This is a genomic window from Pseudomonas sp. WS 5503 (genome assembly GCF_012985385.1).
Lineage (GTDB): Bacteria > Pseudomonadota > Gammaproteobacteria > Pseudomonadales > Pseudomonadaceae > Aquipseudomonas > Aquipseudomonas paracarnis.
Genome location: NZ_JAAQWI010000015.1, coordinates 1 through 17110, shown reverse-complemented (window position 1 = coordinate 17110; position 17110 = coordinate 1). Strand labels below are relative to the sequence as shown.

Below are 17110 nucleotides of genomic sequence, written 5' to 3'. Positions count from 1 at the left end.
TGCAATTCAACTAGCCGACAGGGGGATATCATAGCGGCCCTGCAGCTCTTGGGGGCGCAGTTTTATGCCATTGTAGTGGCCAGTCAGGTGCGCGTAGCCGCTGCGATAGTCGGGTTGCGCAGGGGTAGCGCCCAGGGCCTGGCCCCACGGCGCGGCCTGGGTGCCGGCGTCTTCGAAGCTGACACGATGGATCAGGTTGCTGGATTTCTTGGTTTTCTCGCTGCCAAAGGCCGCAAAGGCGCCATCGGACGCCTGCACGCCGGCAGTGGCGCCGAGCATGGTCAAGGCCAACATCAGCTTTTTGATCGCAGTCATGGTGGTTACCTCATACGCATTTAGGCTGTGGGGCCCAGACTACGCAGGCGCCCCTGAACTCCCCCTGAACAGGCTCTGAACCGCAGCTGAACCGAATCGGGCTATCCACTGGCGCACCAACTCGGCAAAATACCGCGCATGACGCCCCTACCCGCTTGCTGCACCCCACTCGATGATCATTGGCCGTTGCCGGTTTCTTTGCCGGGCACGGTGTTTTTGAGCACGCGATTCGACCCGGCTTTATTGAGCCACGGCGATTTCCAGCGCTGCGATGTGCCGCCGCCCGCGAGCATCCAACGCTCGGTCGCCAAGCGCCAGGCGGAATTTCTCGCCGGCCGCCTGTGCGCGCGCGAAGCGCTGCAACGACTCGATCATCTGCACTGCATCCCGGCCATCGGCGAAGACCGTGCCCCGGTCTGGCCAGGACATATCAGTGGTTCCATCACCCACAGCACCGGGCACGCTGCGGCGATTGTCGGGCACAAGGCGCAATGGCGCGGGCTGGGCATGGACCTGGAGCATCTGCTGACGGTGGAACGGGCCGAACGCCTGGCCGGGGAAATTTTGACGGCCGATGAGCTCCAGCGCATGGCCGCCCTGCCCCGTGAGCAACACGCCTTGCTGGTGACGCTGACGTTTTCGGTGAAGGAAAGCTTGTTCAAGGCGCTCTATCCGATCGTGCACAAGCGCTTTTATTTCGAGCATGCCGAGGTGTTGGAGTGGTCAGCGGCTGGGAAGGTGCGCCTGCGGTTGCTGACCGATCTTTCGCAAGAGTGGGGCCATGGCAAAGAGCTGGAAGGGCAGTTTGTGGTGCAAGGGGAGCAGTTGTTGAGCCTGGTGGCTATCAGCGCCTGGTAGGCCACCATCGCGGGCAAGCCCGGCTCCCACATTGGGAACGCATTCACCTGTGGGAGCTGGCTTGCCTACGATAGCGGTTTCAGGGTTTATTCTGATCCCTGGGCCAGCTCAGGCTGAAACACGCCCCACCCAGGTTATTGCTCTTGCTGATCAGCGCCCGCCCGCCGTGCCAATAGATAATCCGCCGCACGATCGACAAGCCCAGGCCATGCCCGCCAGAAGCGCGGGTACGGCTGTCATCCAAGCGCAGGAACGGCGTGAAGATCCGCTCCCAGGCGCTTTCCGGCACACCGGGGCCGTCGTCTTCCACATCGATGCGACAGCGCACCTGCCCCACCTGATAACTGATCAACACCTGGCCTCTGGCGTGGCGCATGGCGTTACTCACCAGATTTTGCAGGGCACGGTGCAAGTAGCGCGGTTCAGCGTCGACCCAGGCGTCATCCCAATGTGCCGAAGACAGGCAAATACCCCGAGTGACGCTGACCTGCGGGCGCAATGGCGATAATTCGCCAATCACCTGATCGAGCAATGCATCAAGGTCTACGCGCTGGAAATTCAGCTCCGGTGCACCCTGTTCCAAGCGCGCATAAGTGAGCATCTCGTCCACCAGGCCATCGAGGTCCTGGATATCGCCATCCATGCCTTCCAGGTATTTGCGCCGCGCCTCGGGCGTGGCGGCGTCACCGATCATCTCCAGGCCAAAACGCAGGCGCGCGACCGGTGTGCGCAGCTCGTGGGAGACCGCGCGCACCAGCTCACGCTGAATCGCCAGCAATTGCTGCAGGTGCTCGGCCATGCCATTGAAGGCTGCCGCCAGCCGTCCGACCGAGTCTGCACCGCGAGCGGGTACGCGCACTTCCAGGTTGCCCTTGGCGATACGCGTAGCCGCCGCCTCAAGGCCTTTGAGCCGACGCTCAAGTTGACGCACCAGCAAATAGACGATCAAGCCGATCAGAGTCAGGCCGATCAAGGTGATCAGGATCAGCCATTGCGCCGGGTACGGGTTCATCTGGTACAGCGGGCCGATCTCCAGTACCCACGGGGTGCCGACCATGCCGGCAAACACGCGAATCGAATCGCCGCCCTTGCCCAGCGCCATCACCGTATCGCCCTCCGCCACGCGACGACGCTGGTCGTCGTCCATATCGGCCTGGTCAAGGGCCATCAGGTGCATTTCAAAACCAAAACCCTTGGCGTGTTTGATGTCGGCCAGACGCTGGGGCTGTTCGGCCACCGGGAAACGCACCAGTTCGTCGGCCAGCAGGTAAATAGTCGCACGGGCCAATTGCTCGCTGATCTGCTGCACTTCGCCGGTGAGCACCAATTGCTCTTGCTCGCTGACCAACCGCAGCACCCGCGCCGCATGAGGCCCGGTCTGCTCAACCAGGACCTGGCCGCGTTGCAGGCGGTTGCGCTGGCCCAGGTCCAATTGCGCATCGGTGAACGTGCGCAACTCCAGCGGGATGCCCAGCAAGCGCTCCCACACCGCCAAGGCGCGCTGCCGTTCAATGGTGCTCATGGGTTGCAGGTTATCGCCCATCAACGCAAAGGTGCCGTGGGCCAGGCGCTCACGGTACTGGCCGCTGCGCACGTCATTAAGCAGGTGCAGTGCCAGGGCGCCGAGCAACGCCACCAGGATCAGGGCCGCGCACATGCCGCCGTAGATGCGCAGGAAGATCGAGTTCACAGCGGCATATCGGCAGCGGCTTCGGGGACGAACAGGTAGCCTTTGCTGCGGATGGTCTTGATCAGGCGTGGGTGGAGCGGATCGTCGCCGATCTTTGGCCGAATGCGCGAGATACGCACGTCAATGGAACGATCCTGGCCGTCATAGCCGATACCACGCAGCGCTATGAAGATTTCTTCGCGGGACAGGATGCGCCCGGCGTTCGCAACCAGCAGCCACAGCAAGTCGAATTCAGCGCTGGTCAGTTCGATGCTGCTCTCATGCAACCAGGCTTCGCGCAAGGCATTGTCCACCACCAGTGGGCCAAACTGCAGGCGGCGTTGATGTTCCATTGCGGGCGGCAACACCGGCTCGCTGCGGCGTAGCAGCGCCTGGATACGCGCCAGCAACAACCGCGGGCGCACGGGTTTGCACACGTAGTCGTCGGCGCCCATGTCGAGGCCCAGCACCTGGTCCATGTCGTCGGTGCGCGCGGTGAGCATCAGGATCACGCCGTCATAGCGCTCGCGCACTTTACGGCAGATGCTCAGGCCGTCTTCGCCGGGCAGCATCAGGTCGAGGATCACCAGGTCCGGCTGCTCGGCGATGATGCGCGCCGCGGCCTTGGCACCATCGCCTTCCACCGACACACGCAGGCCGTTGCTTTCCAGGTACTCACGGGTCAATTCGGCGAGTCGCTCGTCGTCCTCGACGATCAGTATCTGCCAGGCTTCTTGCTCCATGCGCTACCTCGGTTCTCTATTGTAGGAGCGAGCTTGCTCGCGAAGAACGCAAGGGCACCGCGGTTATCCGGGTTTACCGCATTATCGTTGACGATTTTCGCGAGCAAGCTCGCTCCTACAGTTGTCATATGGAGCAAGCATGCTATTGCCCTGATCAAGGCCGATTGTAGCCATGCACCGGCCCTTGAACACAAGCCGGGAAATCCATTCGGTCATGGCGATTTTTTGTGGTAGGGTTCGCGCCCTCAAAATTCCCGCCGGCAGTTTCTATCTGGGAATATTCGGTGACAAACGGTGTAATCCAGCAGTAATGCGGCCTACACGGGTGTTCCATGATTCATACACATTTTACCCACAGCGTTATCCACAGGTAGTGCGTTGCTAAGCCCCCAAAAACGCATTATCTTGTACCTCGGCGCTAAAAAAACCCTACATGTAGGGTTTTCAGCGAAAAGACCAAACACAGATCAGACAAGAAACTCAAGCGCTTTCTTGCTCGCGTTTGGTTGAACCAAAGCATTTTTTGAAAGCCCAAACCGCGCACGCGGATGGCGGCCGTTTTCCAACCCGATTGGCAGAAAACGGTACGGGTGTTGCAGGGCTTGAATGGGGCCACTGTCACCCACCAGGAATACGGCGAAGGGCTCCCCGGCCCCGAACCAAAGACTTCGGCATGGAAGCGGCGCGATGAGCTCCCTTCCTCCTGTCCCGAAGTTGTTATGCCAGGCCCAGGCCTGCTGTAAGTGCTTCAGGACGGAACGGTGGGCACCGTGATGGTGCCCAAATAAATATAGAATGTGGAGACACCCCCTCATGCAAACCGACACAACTCGCGAGAACCCGCAGGGCTCCGTGCCGCAGGCCGCTGATTCGAACCTGGATCTGTCCGCCACCGCACCTGGCCAACTGCGCGTGATCAAGCGTAACGGCACTGTCGTTCCTTATACCGATGACAAAATCACCGTCGCCATCACCAAAGCGTTTCTTGCAGTTGAAGGCGGCACCGCTGCCGCTTCGTCGCGCATCCACGACACCGTTGCACGCCTGACCGAACAGGTCACCGCGACCTTCAAGCGTCGCATGCCATCGGGCGGCACTATCCACATCGAAGAAATCCAGGACCAGGTAGAACTGGCCCTGATGCGTGCCGGCGAGCAAAAAGTGGCCCGCGACTACGTGATCTACCGTGATTCGCGCGCCAAGGAGCGTGCCGTACGTTCCCCGGCCGAAGAAGCCGCCGTACAAGCGCACCCGTCGATCCGCATCACCCTGGCCGATGGCGGCTTTGCCCCGCTGGACCTGGGCCGCCTGAACACGATCATCACCGAGGCCTGCGAAGGCCTGGAAGAAGTCGACGGTGACCTGATCCAGCGCGAAACCCTGAAGAACCTGTACGACGGCGTGGCCCTGACCGACGTCAACACCGCGCTGGTGATGACCGCCCGTACCCTGGTCGAGCGTGAGCCGAACTACTCGTTCGTGACCGCCCGCCTGCTGATGGACACCCTGCGCGCCGAAGGCCTGGGCTTCCTGAAAGTCGCCGACAGCGCCACTCACCACGAGATGGCCGACCTGTACGCCAAGGCCCTGCCGGCCTACATCGCCAAAGGTATCGAATTCGAATTGCTGAACCCGATCCTGGCCACTTTCGACCTGGAAAAACTCGGCAAGGCCATCAACCACGAGCGTGACCAGCAGTTCACCTACCTGGGCCTGCAAACCCTGTACGACCGTTACTTCATCCACAAGGACGGCATCCGCTTCGAACTGCCGCAAGTGTTCTTCATGCGCGTGGCCATGGGCCTGGCGATCGAAGAGAAGAACAAAGAAGACCGTGCGATCGAGTTCTACAACCTGCTGTCGTCCTTCGACTACATGTCGTCGACCCCGACCCTGTTCAACGCCGGCACCCTACGTCCACAGCTGTCGAGCTGCTACCTGACCACCGTGCCGGATGACCTGTCGGGCATCTACCACGCGATCCACGACAACGCCATGTTGTCCAAATTCGCCGGTGGCCTGGGCAACGACTGGACCCCAGTGCGTGCACTGGGCTCGTACATCAAGGGCACCAACGGCAAGTCCCAGGGCGTCGTACCGTTCCTGAAAGTGGTGAACGACACCGCCGTTGCCGTGAACCAGGGTGGCAAGCGCAAAGGCGCTGTATGTGCCTACCTGGAAACCTGGCACATGGACATTGAAGAGTTCATCGAGCTGCGCAAGAACACCGGTGATGACCGTCGTCGTACCCACGACATGAACACCGCCAACTGGATCCCTGACCTGTTCATGAAGCGCGTCTTCGATGACGGCAAGTGGACCCTGTTCTCGCCATCCGAAGTGCCGGACCTGCACGACCTGACCGGCAAGGCCTTCGAAGAGCGCTACGAGTACTACGAAGCCCTCACCGAGTACCCAGGCAAGGTCAAGCTGTTCAAGACCATCCAGGCCAAAGACCTGTGGCGCAAAATGCTGTCCATGCTGTTCGAAACCGGCCACCCATGGTTGACCTTCAAGGACCCATGCAACCTGCGCAGCCCGCAGCAGCACGTGGGCGTGGTCCACAGCTCGAACCTGTGCACCGAGATCACCTTGAACACCAACAAGGACGAGATCGCCGTTTGCAACCTGGGCTCGATCAACCTGCCGAACCACATCGTCAACGGCAAGCTGGACACCGCCAAGCTGGAGCGTACCGTCAACACCGCCGTACGCATGCTCGATAACGTCATCGACATCAACTACTACTCGGTGCCACAGGCGCAGAACTCCAACTTCAAGCACCGTCCGGTTGGCCTGGGGATCATGGGCTTCCAGGACGCGTTGTACCTGCAGCACATCCCTTACGGTTCCGATGCAGCGGTCGAGTTCGCCGACAAGTCCATGGAAGCGGTCAGCTACTACGCGATCCAGGCTTCCTGCGACCTGGCCGACGAGCGCGGCGCCTACGAGACGTTCCAGGGTTCACTGTGGTCCAAGGGCATCCTGCCGCTGGATTCGCAACAGATCCTGATCGAAGCCCGTGGCCAGAAGTACATCGACGTCGACCTGAACGAAACCCTGGACTGGGCCCCGGTACGTGCCCGTGTGCAGAAAGGTATTCGTAACTCCAACATCATGGCCATCGCACCGACCGCCACCATCGCCAACATCACTGGCGTGTCGCAGTCGATCGAACCGACCTACCAGAACCTGTATGTGAAATCGAACCTGTCGGGCGAATTCACAGTGATCAACCCGTACCTGGTTCGCGATCTGAAGGCCCGTGGCCTGTGGGACTCGGTCATGATCAACGACCTGAAGTACTACGACGGTTCCGTGCAGCAGATCGAGCGCATCCCGCAAGAACTCAAAGAGCTCTACGCGACCGCCTTCGAAGTGGACACCAAGTGGATCGTTGACGCCGCCAGCCGTCGTCAGAAGTGGATCGACCAGGCCCAGTCCCTGAACCTGTACATCGCCGGCGCCTCGGGCAAGAAGCTGGACGTGACCTACCGCATGGCGTGGTACCGTGGCCTGAAAACCACTTACTACCTCCGTGCGCTGGCCGCCACCAGCACCGAGAAGTCGACCATCAACACTGGCAAGCTGAACGCAGTGTCCAGCGGCAACCACGGTGATGACTCGGTACTCGCAGCGCCAGCCGGCCCGGCACCTGTGCCAAAGGCCTGCGCGATTGACGAGCCGGATTGCGAAGCTTGCCAATAAGCTGAACCTGCCCTGGGTTTAACCACCCGAGGCAGAAAAGCCCCCGATACACCTAGGGTGTATCGGGGGCTTTTTCTTGGGCGGGTATAAAGCCCTTGTTGCTGTATTGCTGTTCGGTCAATACCTGGATGGACAGCGTGAAGCAGATGCAAATGTGGGAGGGGGCTTGCTCCCGATAGGGTGTCAGTCAATGGATACTTGGCTGATACACCGCTATCGGGGGCAAGCCCCCTCCCACATTTTAAAGCGCTAACCTATCAGGTCATCTGAATGATGGTCTGCATGATGGTGCTTTGGGTGGAGATGGTCTTGGCGTTCGCCTGGTAGTTGCTCTGGGCCTTGATCAGGTCCACCAGCTCGTTGGTCAAGTTGACGTTGGAGTTCTCTAGGGAGGAGGCCTTGATCGACCCCAGAGTGCCAGATTCCGGGGCGTCGTAGCCCGGCTGGCCCGACGCGAAGGTCTCTTTCCAGGTCGTACCGCCGGCGGGCTGCAGGCCCTGCTCGTTGTTGAAGCTGGCCAGGGAAATCTGGCCGATGGCCTTGCTCTGCTGGTTACTGAAGGTGGCGAAGAGCACGCCGCTGCCATCGATCTTCAGGCCGGTGATCTGGCCGGTGGCGTAACCATCTGTGACCGGCGGGTTACGGTAGCTGGCCGAGTTGTACTGGGTGACGGTGCCCATGTTGATGGCGATGCCGTCCTTGTTAGCCGTCGCATCGTTAGCTTTCCATACGCCATCGGTCACCGTGCCAGGTATCCAATCCTTGATGGTCAAGGTGTTACCGGCAACACCGCCGGTCACGATGCTCTTGAGGTTACCAGCACCATCGAAGCTCAATGTCGACGGCACAGGCGCCTTCACGTCAGCACCGGTACCGGTAGGAGCCGAACCATCAGGATTGCGGCCATCGATCAAGGTGTAGGCCTGCCATTGGTTGGCATCGGTTTTGACCAGGTACTGCACCATCGGGTGCGCATTGCCCTGGGAGTCGTACAAGGTGGTGCTGTATTGCGTGGTGAAGCTTTCGGACTTGGTTGGATCAAACGGGTTCTTGGACTGATCGATCACCGGCGACGAGGAGTTCAGGTTGCTGGAAGAGTCCACCTTGGTAGACGCCTTCGGCGGCAGGTTCGCCAGGTTCAGCTGCAGGTCAACCAGGCCGCCTTTGGTGATTTTGCCATTCTCGTCCGCGGCATAGCCTTGCAGGCGCGAGGTGCCGGTGTTGTTGGTGATATAGCCGTCTTTGTCCGCACGGAAAGCACCGCTACGGGTGTATTCCAGCGAACCGTCGCTGCCCTTCTGCACGAAGAAGCCACCACCCTGGATCGCCATGTCGAGGATGCCGCCACTGCCGTTGACGTCGCCCTGGGTGAACTGCTGGGACACCGCCGCCAGGTTCACACCGTTGCCGATGCTGTTCTGGCCAGTGCCCAGCTTGGAGGCCGCGTAGATATCCGCGAATTCCGCACGGGATGACTTGAAGCCAGTGGTCGCGACGTTGGCGATGTTGTTGCCGGTCACGTCCAGTTGTTTGTTGGCCGCATAGAGGCCGCTAAGGCCGATGTTAAAAGACATGTTTCTCTCCTCTGCCGTATTTAGCCGGCTCTATGTACCGATAGTCTGAATTTGCGACAGCTTGACGCTGCCCATGCCGCCTGCAAGGTTGAGCAGCATTTCGCCGCCGGTCTTGCTCAGGGTCACGCTGGTGACCGTGGCTGGTAGCGAGGTGGTCAGGGCCACCGCGTCACCTTTGTCGTTCTTGGTGGAGGCATTGAAGGTGTAGGTGCCGGCTGGGGCGACCTCACCCTTGTCGTTCTTGCCGTCCCAGATAAAGCTCTGGCTGCCGGCACTCTGCGCGCCCATATCCACGGTGCGTACGACGTTGCCGTCCTTGTCGGTGATCTTGACGGACACGTTGCCCACCGCCGATGGCACCGCCACTGAACCGTTCATGCTCTTGCTGGTATCCACCATGGCTTTGTCGGTCTGGATAATGATCGACCGCCCCACCAGCGACGAAGCCTGCAGCGCTTGAGAAGAGCTGAAGTTGCTGGAGATGTTGTTCACCGAGTCGTTCAGGGTGTTGATGCCTTCCAGGCTGCTGAACTGGGCAAGCTGGGCCACGAACGCGCCGTTGTCCTGGGGCGACAGCGGGTTCTGGTTTTTCAGCTGGGTCACCAGCAACTGCAGGAATGCGTCCTTGCCCAGCGCCTGGTTACCCGTGGCCGCTTTGGAAACATTCGAGACATTGTTCGACGCGTCCTTGACCTTGGAGTTGAACAGGTCCTGGACAGCCGTGTTGTTTGACGTATCAACGATGGCCATTATTTGGCGCCCCTTATCACTGACCCAGGGTCAGGACCTTCTGCATCATGGTTTTGGCGGTGTTCATCATTTCCGCGTTGGTCTGGAACGAACGGCTGGCGGAAATCATGTCAGCCATTTCCTCGACCACATTGACGTTGGGGTAGTAGACGTAACCCTTTTCGTTCGCGGCAGGATGGTTGGGCTCGTAACGGGCCTCCAGGTTGCTCTGGTCTTCGACCACGCCCAACACCTGCACGCCGGAGCCAGCTGCGTCCTGATTCTGGAACAGCGACTCGCTGCCGCCTGCCTGGCCACCCTGGAACATGGTGGCGAATACCGGATGGCGGGCGCGATAGGTCTGGTCAATGCTCGAGGAGACGGTCTCGGCGTTGGCGATGTTACTGGCGACGGTGTTCAAACGCGTGGTCTGCGCGCTCATGCCACTGCCGGCAATATTGAAAACACTGGACAGGGACATGGCTTACTCTCCGCGCAGGGCTGACATCAGCCCTTTGAATTTGCTGTTGAGCAGGGTGAAGCTGGCTTGGAAGTTCACCGAGTTTTCGGCGTAGTTCGATTGCTCCAGCTGGGCGTCAACGGTGTTCTGGTCGATCGACGGCTGCATCGGCGTGCGATACAGCAGCGACTCGTCACCATTGCCCAGGCCTTGCGCTTCGATATGACGGCTATTGGTCATGTTCAAGGCGAAGGTGCCGTTCTTGGTCTTGTCCTGTTGTGCGGCGAGCACGGCGGAGAAGTCCAGGTCCCGAGCTTTGTAGTTCGGGGTGTCGGCGTTGGCGATGTTGTTGGCCAGGACTTCGGCACGCTGGGCGCGGAAGCCCAGGGCTTGTTCGTGGATACCGAGCGCTTTATCGAAGCTGATGCTCATGGCGGAAACCTTTAGGCTGACCTGCTGTTCGTTAGCAGGGTTATAGCAAGGTGTATGCCAAACTTGCGAGAGCCCCGTATATCAAGGGTTTCGAAGGGAGTTGCCGGCGACTATGCCAGAAAAGCGGCAAGCGATTTCCGCGTAGTGCCAGTAAAGCGGCAATGGGCAGTTGCCGCTTTACGCCAGCTTGCCGAGAAAACAAATGTGGGAGCTGGCTTGCCTGCGATGGCGGAGTGCCTGCCGACCTATTCGTCGACTGACAAAACGCTATCGCGGGCAAGCCCGGCTCCCACAGTTTTATTGCATACACCCAGGCTACTTGGCCTGGTAGATGATCCCCGGGCTGCATTGCACCATTTGGAAGTGATCCGGCAGCCCATTGAGCGCCTCGGAAGCACCGAGGAACAGATAACCTCCGCGCTTGAGCGTGCCATGGATACGCAGCAGGATGTCTTTCTTCACTTCAGCGGAGAAATAGATCAGCACATTGCGGCAGAACACCATGTCGAACTTGCCCAGGCTGGCGTAGCTGTCGAGCAGATTGAACGAGCGGAATTCGACGCGATTCTTGATCGGCGCCTTGATCGCCCAACGCCCCGCCCCTTTGGGATCGAAGTAACGTTGAAGGCGCTCCTGGGACAAGCCTCGGCCCAACGCCAGGCTGTCGTACTCACCGGTCTTGCAGTTGGTGAGCATAGTGCCGGACAAGTCCGTGGCCACAATTTGCGCGCCGGCTTTCAACTGGCCCATGTTGGTCCGCTCGAACTCGTCGATGGACATCGAGATCGAGTACGGCTCCTGCCCCGAGGAACAGGCCGCCGACCAGATACGCAGGCGCTGGCCCGGGCTGGCCTTGATGGCTTCCGGCAAGACTTTGTTCTTGAGCACTTCAAAGGGATAGGTATCGCGAAACCACAAGGTTTCGTTGGTAGTCATGGCATCGACCACCATTTCCTTGAGCCCACTGCGCGGCTGCCCCTGGATCCGCTGGACCAACTCACCCAGGGACTTGATGCCCTGCTGTTCCATCAGCTTGTTGAGACGGCTGGATACCAGGTACTGCTTGTTTTCACCGAGCAATATGCCACAGGCTTTTTCCAGGAAGACCCGGAACTGTTCGAAATCCAAATTACCCGTAGACAATGATGCCGCCTCTTAAATCGTGTGACCGCCAGGGGAAATCCCCTAGCCGTGATCTGCTGCCTTGATCCGGTCGACTACCCGGGATGCGAGGTCATCAGGACGGAACTTGGCCAGAAAGTCATCCGCACCGACCTTCTTGACCATTGCCTGATTGAATACCCCCGACAACGAAGTATGCAGGATGATATGCAACTTTTGCATGCGTGGATCGTTACGTATTTCGGCCGTGAGCGTGTAGCCATCCATTTCCGGCATCTCGATGTCAGAGATCATCATCAAGAATTCTTCTTCAGGCCTCTTGCCTTCGTCTGCCAGCTTGCGCAGGTAATCCAAGGCCTGGCGGCCATCATTGAGCGCTACCACCTCAACCCCGACCGTTTGCAGGCAACGCGTGACCTGCTTGCGCGCTACAGAAGAGTCGTCCACGGTCAACACACGCAGCGAAACCGCCTTGTGTGCCGTTTCGGCATCCACCACCCCGACGGAAATGGTTTCCGAGGTGGGGGCCACTTCGGCGAGGATCTTCTCCACGTCGATGATTTCCACCAACTGGTTATCGACCCGCGTCACCGCCGTCAGGTAGTGATCGCGCCCCGTGCCCTTGGGCGGCGGATGGATTTCTTCCCAGTTCATATTGACGATGCGCTCCACCGAGCGCACCAGGAAACCCTGGGTCTTGGTGTTGTATTCGGTGATGATCACGAAGGGGTTCTGGCGGTCTTGCAAACCCGCGGCCCCCGTGGCCATGGCCAGGTCAAGAATCGGAATGGTCGCGCCACGGATGTTGGCCACGCCGCACACCACTGGACTGGACTTGGGCATGATCGTCAACTTGGGACATTGCAGCACTTCACGCACTTTAAACACGTTGATGCCATACAACTGTTTGCCATCCAGGCGGAAAAGCAACAACTCCAGGCGATTCTGCCCTACCAGCTGTGTGCGCTGGTTTACTGAATCCATTACACCTGCCATGCCCAGACTCCTAAATCCTAGGGGTACGACGCGTACCCAACACTAAACGGCACGAGCTTTGCTATTTACTGAGTATGGATATTAAAACGACAGTTTCCCGACACCCTGGCCGCTCACGCTACCGTAGACTGCTCTGCGCCGCGATGGCACTGCTTGTCTCGGGCCTGGGCGTCACGGCCCGTGCCGACAACGTCACCCTGCCTGATCTACTTATCGGCGTCACCCAAGGCTTTCTTGAGTTCACTGTAGAAGATTATCTGGCGACTACCCAGACGCCGGGGCGTTATGAAATTCAGGTCAACCAGTTGGACCCTCGCTTGCGCATGCCAATGTGCGACAAGGAATTGACAGCCACTCTGGAAAGCCCCGCCCAGCCCATCGGTCGTGTGACCGTAAAGGTACGCTGTGAGGGCGCCTCGCCCTGGACGGTTTTCGTACCAGCTCAGGTCAAGCTGTATCGCGATGTGGTGGTAGTGGCGCGACCGTTGAAGCGCACGGGCATCATCGGCTACGACGACGTGGCGTTGCGCGAGCGGGATATAAGCTTGATCAACCAGGGCTACCTGACGTCGCTGGACCAGGCCGTCGGGCAGAAACTCACGCGGCCAGTGGTCACCGACCAAGTCCTCACGCTGGTTCATCTGGAACAGGCCGAAGTGATTCGCAAGGGTGACCAGGTGGTAATTTCCGCCAGCAGCGGCGGCCTGAACGTCAGGATGCCGGGCGAGGCGCTGTCAAATGGCGGCATGAGCGAACAGATCCGCGTCAAGAACCTCAACTCCAATCGCGTGATCAAGGCGCGGGTCACGGCACCAGGCCAGGTCGAGGTGGCGCTATAGATGACTGGAATCAAATGCCAGCTTTTCCTACACTGTGTGCTGGATATTGAGCCGAACAGGTTTATTGTCAATCGAGCCTAAAGTTTGCCCGGGTATGGCCGAAAACATGGCAAGCGTCCAAATACCCAGAGGTTTTTCAACATGGTCATTGATTTCAGTCGTTTGAATAACGCCCCGGCTTTGCCCGGCAATACGCGCACCGGCGGTACCAAGGACAGCGTAGAGGCCAAGCCGCAGCCCTTGCCTGCCAAAGCAGAACAGGCCGCCGCCAGCCAGAGTGGGGAATCGGTACACCTGAGCAATGAGGCTCAACAGTTGCAGAAGGTCACTGACTCGCTGCGCGATCAACCCGTCGTCAATAAAGCCCGCGTGGCCGAGTTGAAACAGGCTATCGCCGATGGCAGCTATAAAGTCGACAGCAACCGTGTAGCCAGCAAGCTGCTCAACTTCGAAGCCGAGCGCTAGGCAAAAGCCTGCGCAGGGCTTTTGGACGCTTAAAACCCAAGGCCAGCCATGCACCACGACGAACATTTGCTCCAACTGATCATTGATGATCTGGCGCCGACGCAACAATTGCTCGAGCTGCTCAAGGAAGAATCACTGGCCTTGTACGGCCGGGATATGCCCTTGCTGGAAGAAATCCTGGCGCGCAAACAGTCGCTGATTGTCTTGCTCGAACAGCACGGCAAGAAACGCAGCGAGATTCTGATCAGCCTGGGCCTGCCCGCCGATCATGATGGCCTGGCACAACTGGCCAGCCACTCCTCAGTCGGCGATCAACTGCTGGCACAAAGCAAAGAACTCAATCATTTGCTCGCCCAGTGCCAGGAAGCCAACCTGCTCAACGGTCAGTCGATCCAGCTTCAGCAAGCCACCACCGCCAATCAGTTGCGCATACTGCACGGCGGAGAACCTCCGGCCCTGTATAACGCCCAAGGCTCCACCTCACGCCTGATCAAACCAAGCACCCGCAGCCAAGCCTGACGCCGGTTTACAGCGCGACCTATCCAAGGCGCGCTACATACTGGCAAAATGCCGGTTCTTGCGTGTAGTCGTATTTTGCCTGGAGATGGAAGAACCGTGTTCAACGCCCTTAATGCGGAAGATGCACCGCAGCCACCCAAGGTGCTCACCACGCCTCTGGAAATCGCCAGCACGTTGCGGATGCTGCAAGAAAGCCATGACCCGCTGATCATCACTTTCCACGAACGTAGCCAGCGCTTCCAGAGCTACCTGGTGGACATCGACCGGGACAGCAAGACGCTGGTACTGGACGAAATGATTCCCCGCGACGGTGAACGCTATCTTGAGAATGGCGAAGCCTTCCGTATCGAAGGCTTCCATGAGGGCGTGCGGGTTGCCTGGGAAAGCAACGGCACCTTGACCATCAGCGAGAAAGGCGGCCACCGCATCTACAGCGGCAGCCTGCCCGGCGAAGTGGTTTACCATCAAAGACGCAATGCCTTCCGCGCCGCACTGAAACTCGCGCAATTGGTGGATATTCAGTTAGGTGGCGAGAAGCTCAAGGCCCCTGTCAGCGGTAAGCTGTTGGATATCTCGGCAACCGGCTGCAAATTGCGCTTTGAAGGCGACATCTCCGAGCGTCTGCAGTTGGGCCAGGTCTATGATCGCTTTATCGCCGCCCTGCCCTTCGGCAGCATGTCCACCTCCGTGGAACTGCGCTATCTGCACTTCGAAGACAAGATCAACACCACCTTTGCCGGCGTGCGCTTTCACAACATGAGTGGCTTGGTGCAGCGACAAGTGGAACGCTTTGTCTACCAATTACAGCGTGAAGCTCGGCGCTTCGATAAAGACGACGATCTTTAAGCGTTAGACGCTGAGATAAAAAAACGGGCAGATCCTGATGGGATCTGCCCGTTTTTTCGTTCAGGGGCGTGCCCTGCTCAAGTCATGGGGATGTTCGTCCGGGTCTGGTGGCTCGTGCGGCTCTTCGCTCGTCGGCTCATCGGTTTCAGGGGCAGGCTCTGGCTCGGGCACAGTGACTTGCATCTGATCCTGTACCACCTGCTCATCCACCCGCGGGTCAAGGGCAGCCACCAAAGGCGAACTGGACATGCTGTCGGGCATCGCCACGTGATGCAGCGGCGCGTCATCGACCTGATGCAGGTTGGTCACCGCCTTGGGGCGAATGCGCCACACCAGGATCAATGCACACAGGCTGAAAAACGCATAGAGCATCTGGCTGCCGAATAGCTTCATTACCACACCGGCCAACAGCGGCCCCACGCTGGCGCCGATCCCGTAGGTCACCAGCAACATGGCCGTCAGCGATACCCGACGATCGCCTTCCACATGGTCGTTGGAAAAGGCCACTGCCAAAGGGTAAAGGCAGAACTGCACCAGCGAACAGAAGAAGCCTGCCACGAACAACACTTCCAGCGGAACCTGCGTCATGATTGCCAACGGCAAGGCCGTCACCGCCAGGCACAAGGCGAAGCAGCGAATCAGCAGCGCGCGGTCATAGCGGTCCGACAACCAGCCCAGTGGCCACTGCACGACCAATCCAGCAAAAATGCAGCTACCCATGAACAGGCCGACTTGCTCGGTCGTCAGGCCCTGCTGAGAGGCGTACAGCGGTGCCAAGCCGTAGAACGAACCGACGATCAACCCAGCGCCTAACACGGTGCTGAGCGACTGCGGCACACGCTTGATAAAGAAGCGCGGCTCCATCGGGGCCGGGTGCAGTGGGGCCGGGTGAATGCGTCGAGTCATTGCCACCGGGACCAGGCACAGCGCAAAGCACAACGCCACGAGCATCAACAGCTCAAGCCCAAGATGGGGATGCATGACCAGGATCAGTTGGCCCAGCACCAACCCAAGGTAGGACGCAATCATGTAGCCGCTGAACACTACACCGCGCTGCTTGGCATCCGCCTGCTCGTTGAGCCAACTCTCGATGACCATGTACTGGCACATCATCCCCAGGCCCACGATCATCCGCAGCACGATCCAGGCTGGCAGCCAATCAATCAAACCGTGCCCCAGCACCGCTGCACCGACGATGCCCGCGCAGGTGGCGTAGGCGCGAATATGCCCGACCCGGGCGATGAGGCGGTGTCCGAGCTTGCCGCCCAGCACCAAGCCAAAATAGTTGGCGGCCATTAGCGCACCGACCCACAGGCTGTCGACATTGTCTGCTGCCAGACGCAAAGCCAGATAAGTACTAAGTAGGCCGGAGCCGATCAGCATCATCAAAGAGGCGAAATAAAGGGCTCGAAAAGATTTCCAGATCTGGCGCATCGGCGTTCCGAGCGGCTCCTTGCGGTGAGGGGTAGGGCTATCAGCATGATAGTCCGGGGCGGTTGGATCCGGACAGGCAGCAGGGCCTGTTCCCGGCGATTATTTTGTTTCACAGCTCAGACGCTACGTGGGTGTCTGCGAGGTACATAACCGTGGAGATAAATACATGGCGCACCACCTGTGAACCTTGATAACACGCAAGGTTCGACTGGTATTCGGGTATCTGTACAAAAGGTTTCAATGGAACGCTATGCAGGCTTTGGAAGTTGGCGTGCTTTTCGAGCGCCCAAAACAAAACCCCAACTGCTTTCGCAATTGGGGTTTCGGAATTTAATCTTGACGATGACCTACTCTCACATGGGGAAACCCCACACTACCATCGGCGATGCATCGTTTCACTG

General features: G+C 59.1%; 17 protein-coding genes and 1 pseudogene. 7 read left to right on the top strand and 11 right to left on the bottom strand.

Features of this window, described 5'->3' with window-relative positions:
• Window positions 1-6 precede the first annotated feature (6 nt).
• On the bottom strand, window positions 7-315 hold the full coding sequence (locus HBO10_RS28820; protein WP_003193560.1) for a hypothetical protein: 309 nt from the start codon (window positions 313-315) through the stop codon (window positions 7-9).
• 138 nt (window positions 316-453) lie between these two features.
• Between HBO10_RS28820 and HBO10_RS28815 the strand changes: the two genes are divergently transcribed.
• Window positions 454-1173 carry a 4'-phosphopantetheinyl transferase superfamily protein gene (locus tag HBO10_RS28815; protein WP_034128449.1) on the top strand — a complete coding sequence of 240 codons (720 nt, stop codon included), beginning with the start codon at window positions 454-456 and terminating at the stop codon, window positions 1171-1173.
• Window positions 1174-1252: 79 nt separating this feature from the next.
• On the opposite strand, the gene HBO10_RS28810 is transcribed toward HBO10_RS28815, so the two are convergent.
• The 3 genes and pseudogenes from HBO10_RS28810 to HBO10_RS31520 form a co-directional block, all read right to left on the bottom strand.
• The gene (locus HBO10_RS28810) at window positions 1253-2863 is read right to left on the bottom strand and encodes an ATP-binding protein (protein WP_034128450.1); all 1611 of its coding nucleotides are present in this window, start codon (window positions 2861-2863) and stop codon (window positions 1253-1255) included.
• Entirely contained in the window at window positions 2860-3585 is a 726-nt protein-coding gene (locus tag HBO10_RS28805) for a response regulator (RefSeq protein WP_034128451.1), read from the bottom strand. Before HBO10_RS28805 ends, HBO10_RS28810 begins: the two co-directional genes overlap by 4 nt.
• A 17-nt stretch (window positions 3586-3602) precedes the next feature.
• Window positions 3603-3713: pseudogene (locus HBO10_RS31520) on the bottom strand (outer membrane lipoprotein carrier protein LolA); the annotation flags it as partial.
• 685 nt (window positions 3714-4398) lie between these two features.
• Between HBO10_RS31520 and HBO10_RS28800 the strand changes: the two are divergent.
• Window positions 4399-7293, top strand: a complete 2895-nt coding sequence (locus tag HBO10_RS28800; protein ID WP_034128453.1) for a ribonucleoside-diphosphate reductase subunit alpha — start codon at window positions 4399-4401, stop codon at window positions 7291-7293.
• A 257-nt stretch (window positions 7294-7550) separates the two neighbouring features.
• Here HBO10_RS28800 and flgE read toward each other — a convergent pair whose 3' ends face one another.
• From flgE to HBO10_RS28770, 6 genes are all read right to left on the bottom strand, one after another.
• Window positions 7551-8867 (bottom strand): flagellar hook protein FlgE, encoded by a 1317-nt coding sequence (gene flgE, locus HBO10_RS28795; protein ID WP_034128454.1) that lies wholly within the window; start codon window positions 8865-8867, stop codon window positions 7551-7553.
• A gap of 30 nt (window positions 8868-8897) precedes the next feature.
• Window positions 8898-9617, bottom strand: a complete 720-nt coding sequence (flgD, locus tag HBO10_RS28790; protein WP_034128455.1) for a flagellar hook assembly protein FlgD — start codon at window positions 9615-9617, stop codon at window positions 8898-8900.
• A 16-nt stretch (window positions 9618-9633) separates the two neighbouring features.
• Window positions 9634-10077, bottom strand: a complete 444-nt coding sequence (flgC, locus tag HBO10_RS28785; protein WP_032895649.1) for a flagellar basal body rod protein FlgC — start codon at window positions 10075-10077, stop codon at window positions 9634-9636.
• 3 nt (window positions 10078-10080) lie between these two features.
• Window positions 10081-10488 (bottom strand): flagellar basal body rod protein FlgB, encoded by a 408-nt coding sequence (gene flgB, locus HBO10_RS28780; RefSeq protein ID WP_034120825.1) that lies wholly within the window; start codon window positions 10486-10488, stop codon window positions 10081-10083.
• A 315-nt stretch (window positions 10489-10803) separates the two neighbouring features.
• Complete coding sequence (gene cheR / locus HBO10_RS28775; RefSeq protein ID WP_014719581.1) at window positions 10804-11631, bottom strand: protein-glutamate O-methyltransferase CheR; 828 nt, start codon at window positions 11629-11631, stop codon at window positions 10804-10806.
• Window positions 11632-11673: 42 nt separating this feature from the next.
• Window positions 11674-12606 (bottom strand): chemotaxis protein CheV, encoded by a 933-nt coding sequence (locus tag HBO10_RS28770; RefSeq protein ID WP_034128456.1) that lies wholly within the window; start codon window positions 12604-12606, stop codon window positions 11674-11676.
• A 74-nt stretch (window positions 12607-12680) separates the two neighbouring features.
• Between HBO10_RS28770 and flgA the strand changes: the two genes are divergently transcribed.
• From flgA to HBO10_RS28750, 4 genes are all read left to right on the top strand, one after another.
• Window positions 12681-13445 carry a flagellar basal body P-ring formation chaperone FlgA gene (gene flgA, locus HBO10_RS28765; protein WP_054922160.1) on the top strand — a complete coding sequence of 255 codons (765 nt, stop codon included), beginning with the start codon at window positions 12681-12683 and terminating at the stop codon, window positions 13443-13445.
• A gap of 141 nt (window positions 13446-13586) precedes the next feature.
• The gene (gene flgM, locus HBO10_RS28760; RefSeq protein WP_034128458.1) at window positions 13587-13910 is read left to right on the top strand and encodes a flagellar biosynthesis anti-sigma factor FlgM; all 324 of its coding nucleotides are present in this window, start codon (window positions 13587-13589) and stop codon (window positions 13908-13910) included.
• A gap of 48 nt (window positions 13911-13958) precedes the next feature.
• The gene (locus tag HBO10_RS28755; protein WP_034128459.1) at window positions 13959-14429 is read left to right on the top strand and encodes a flagellar protein FlgN; all 471 of its coding nucleotides are present in this window, start codon (window positions 13959-13961) and stop codon (window positions 14427-14429) included.
• Between the two features lie 96 nt (window positions 14430-14525).
• A complete protein-coding gene (locus HBO10_RS28750; protein ID WP_034128460.1) occupies window positions 14526-15275 on the top strand; it encodes a flagellar brake protein in 750 nt (249 codons plus the stop codon).
• A gap of 60 nt (window positions 15276-15335) precedes the next feature.
• Here HBO10_RS28750 and HBO10_RS28745 read toward each other — a convergent pair whose 3' ends face one another.
• Entirely contained in the window at window positions 15336-16709 is a 1374-nt protein-coding gene (locus tag HBO10_RS28745) for an MFS transporter (RefSeq protein WP_034128461.1), read from the bottom strand.
• 180 nt (window positions 16710-16889) lie between these two features.
• Between HBO10_RS28745 and HBO10_RS31140 the strand changes: the two genes are divergently transcribed.
• Window positions 16890-17110 (top strand): hypothetical protein (locus tag HBO10_RS31140; protein ID WP_222937098.1); only part of this gene is annotated, 221 nt, incomplete at its 3' end.

What these genes read in the sequence shown, in the direction of transcription:
- HBO10_RS28820 (WP_003193560.1), bottom strand. Translation starts at nt 315, where the DNA reads ATGACTGCGATCAAAAAGCTGATGTTGGCCTTGACCATGCTCGGCGCC.
- HBO10_RS28815 (WP_034128449.1), top strand. Translation starts at nt 454, where the DNA reads ATGACGCCCCTACCCGCTTGCTGCACCCCACTCGATGATCATTGGCCG.
- HBO10_RS28805 (WP_034128451.1), bottom strand. Translation starts at nt 3,585, where the DNA reads ATGGAGCAAGAAGCCTGGCAGATACTGATCGTCGAGGACGACGAGCGA.
- HBO10_RS28800 (WP_034128453.1), top strand. Translation starts at nt 4,399, where the DNA reads ATGCAAACCGACACAACTCGCGAGAACCCGCAGGGCTCCGTGCCGCAG.
- flgE (WP_034128454.1), bottom strand. Translation starts at nt 8,867, where the DNA reads ATGTCTTTTAACATCGGCCTTAGCGGCCTCTATGCGGCCAACAAACAA.
- flgD (WP_034128455.1), bottom strand. Translation starts at nt 9,617, where the DNA reads ATGGCCATCGTTGATACGTCAAACAACACGGCTGTCCAGGACCTGTTC.
- flgC (WP_032895649.1), bottom strand. Translation starts at nt 10,077, where the DNA reads ATGTCCCTGTCCAGTGTTTTCAATATTGCCGGCAGTGGCATGAGCGCG.
- flgB (WP_034120825.1), bottom strand. Translation starts at nt 10,488, where the DNA reads ATGAGCATCAGCTTCGATAAAGCGCTCGGTATCCACGAACAAGCCCTG.
- HBO10_RS28770 (WP_034128456.1), bottom strand. Translation starts at nt 12,606, where the DNA reads ATGGCAGGTGTAATGGATTCAGTAAACCAGCGCACACAGCTGGTAGGG.
- flgA (WP_054922160.1), top strand. Translation starts at nt 12,681, where the DNA reads ATGGATATTAAAACGACAGTTTCCCGACACCCTGGCCGCTCACGCTAC.
- flgM (WP_034128458.1), top strand. Translation starts at nt 13,587, where the DNA reads ATGGTCATTGATTTCAGTCGTTTGAATAACGCCCCGGCTTTGCCCGGC.
- HBO10_RS28755 (WP_034128459.1), top strand. Translation starts at nt 13,959, where the DNA reads ATGCACCACGACGAACATTTGCTCCAACTGATCATTGATGATCTGGCG.
- HBO10_RS28745 (WP_034128461.1), bottom strand. Translation starts at nt 16,709, where the DNA reads ATGCGCCAGATCTGGAAATCTTTTCGAGCCCTTTATTTCGCCTCTTTG.